The sequence below is a fragment of the Kordiimonas aquimaris genome (genome assembly GCF_025574485.1).
Classification (GTDB): Bacteria; Pseudomonadota; Alphaproteobacteria; order Sphingomonadales; family Kordiimonadaceae; genus Kordiimonas; species Kordiimonas aquimaris.
In genome coordinates, this window is sequence record NZ_JAOBPO010000017.1 from 1 (window position 1) to 2,135 (window position 2,135).

The following is a 2,135-nucleotide window of genomic DNA, read 5'->3' on the forward strand; positions in this document are numbered from 1 at the left end:
GCACCATTTGATACATGCTGAGAGAGCTTGCTGATAAGCCTCGCTAAAAGCCTTGACCTGTTCTGGTGCGATACGATTTTTGGTGCTCGTGAAAGTAAAGGACAGCTTCCCTTCCATCACCACACCGTTAATCGCAATGAGTTCCTGTTGGGCTTGCCGCAGACTGCATTCATTGCCCTTATCCTCATAGGAAGGTTTAAAAGCCTTTTCTTGATTAAGGCTGTTGTCAAACTGCCCCATGTAGTTAAATACTATTGATGCATGATCTTGCTTCTCATCAAGTAATCGCAGTTCTTCATCCTTGACCATCTCGGTCAGAACGCCATACCCCACGCCATTGCGCGGCACACGGCGGTATTGCTCCTTGACACTCTTGATGAGATGATCAAACCCGTCGGAAGGTTGTTCTGACAAGACAAGTGGATAAATCGACGTAAACCAGCCGATTGTCTCACTCAAATCCATATCGTCGAAAATATCTTCACGACCATGCCCCTCCATTCTGAGGCGCAGAGCATGTTCACCGGTCCAATCGTGGTATGCCTTCAACAAAGCAGAAAGCAGCAGTTCATTAATGCGCGTGCGATACGCCTTATTGCATTCGCTCAACAGTTCACCAGTTTGCTCAGCATCAAGGGTAATTGTAGTATTATAGATGACATCAGTATCCGTCGAAGAAATACCTTGAGAAACGCCAGGTAAAACGCCAATAGGATACGATAACTGCTCAAGCCAGTAAGGGCGCTCACGCTCTAATATCTCTGTATCAGCATATTGAGATAATGCCGCTCCCCACTGTTGATATGAAGAACTCTTAAGCGCTAGAGAAATGTCTTCTCCCGCCAAAAGCTGATGGTAAGCAATCTCAATATCCGATAGCAATATCCGCCATGAAACACCATCAACAACCAAATGGTGTAAAACTAAAAGTAAACGCCCTTCCTGCTCTGGCCCATAATCAAAATAGCCGACCCTCAGCAAAGGGCCCTGCTCCAGATCCAAGCTCGCCTGCAAAATATTACAGCTCGCTAACTGTCGTTCCAATCGAGCAGTAGAAGATAAAGCGCTCATGTCTTCATAATATAAAGCGGCGGCTGTTAGCTCTTTAGTATATGGCACGTACTCACTGGAAAAGCCCTCCGCATCCCCATTGAACTTCAATCGTAGTACATCATGTCGCTGATAAAGAGACTCAATCAAAGCTCTTAAATGCTCTTGCTTCAAATCAACGGGGGTGCGCACAAGCATCGATTGATTGAAATGATGCGCGTCTATCAAACCTTTATTTAAAAAACTACGTTGAATTGGGAGTAAAAGTTGCTGGCCAATCACTGTATCTTGCGGAGCTAAAGTGGCTAACTCACTCTTCAAAAAAGGCACTAAACCTGCAATTGTTTGATGTTCGAATAACTCCCGGACAGTGAGTGAGATATCTAATGCCTTTGCGCGAGAAGCTATCTGAATAGACAGTATACTATCACCCCCAAGTTCGAAGAAGTTGTCATGCACACCTACGCGCTCTAGCTTGAGAACTTCCTGCCATAAAGTGCAAAGCTTAGCTTCAATCTCCGTACGAGGAGCAACATAAATCGAACGCTGAACATCCATATCGCCAGGAGCAGGCAATGCCTGACGATCAAGCTTTCCATTAGTGGTTAAAGGGAAGCTGTCTAGAACAACAAAGGCTGATGGAATCATATAGTCAGGAAGCCGCTGCTGTAATGTAGAACGTAATGACCCTATAAAATCCTGCTTCGCCGCTTCATCTTCAACATAAGAACCTTCCGCAACAATGTAAGCAACTAGCTGTTTATCGCTACTGTCAGCTTGACCTTCTCGCGCAACAACAACTACATCACTAACGTCAGAAACATCTAAAAGTGACGCTTCAATCTCGCCAAGCTCAATTCTAAAACCACGAACCTTAACTTGATGGTCGACCCGACCTATAAACTCAAGGTTCCCATCCGGCAGATAGCGCACCAGATCACCCGTCCGGTATAAACGAGAGCCCGTATCATTACTGAATGGGTTTGATATAAAGCGCTCCGCAGTAAGCTCGGGGCGGTTCAAATAACCCCGCGCCAAACCTGCTCCACCTATATATAACTCACCAACAGCACCTATCGGCAAAA

Annotated in this window: 1 protein-coding gene; it reads right to left on the reverse strand. The window is 45.6% G+C overall.

The features are described 5' to 3' along the window. A partial coding sequence (locus OEU88_RS17555) for a condensation domain-containing protein (protein ID WP_262696511.1) occupies positions 1-2,135 on the reverse strand: 2,135 nt, incomplete at both ends.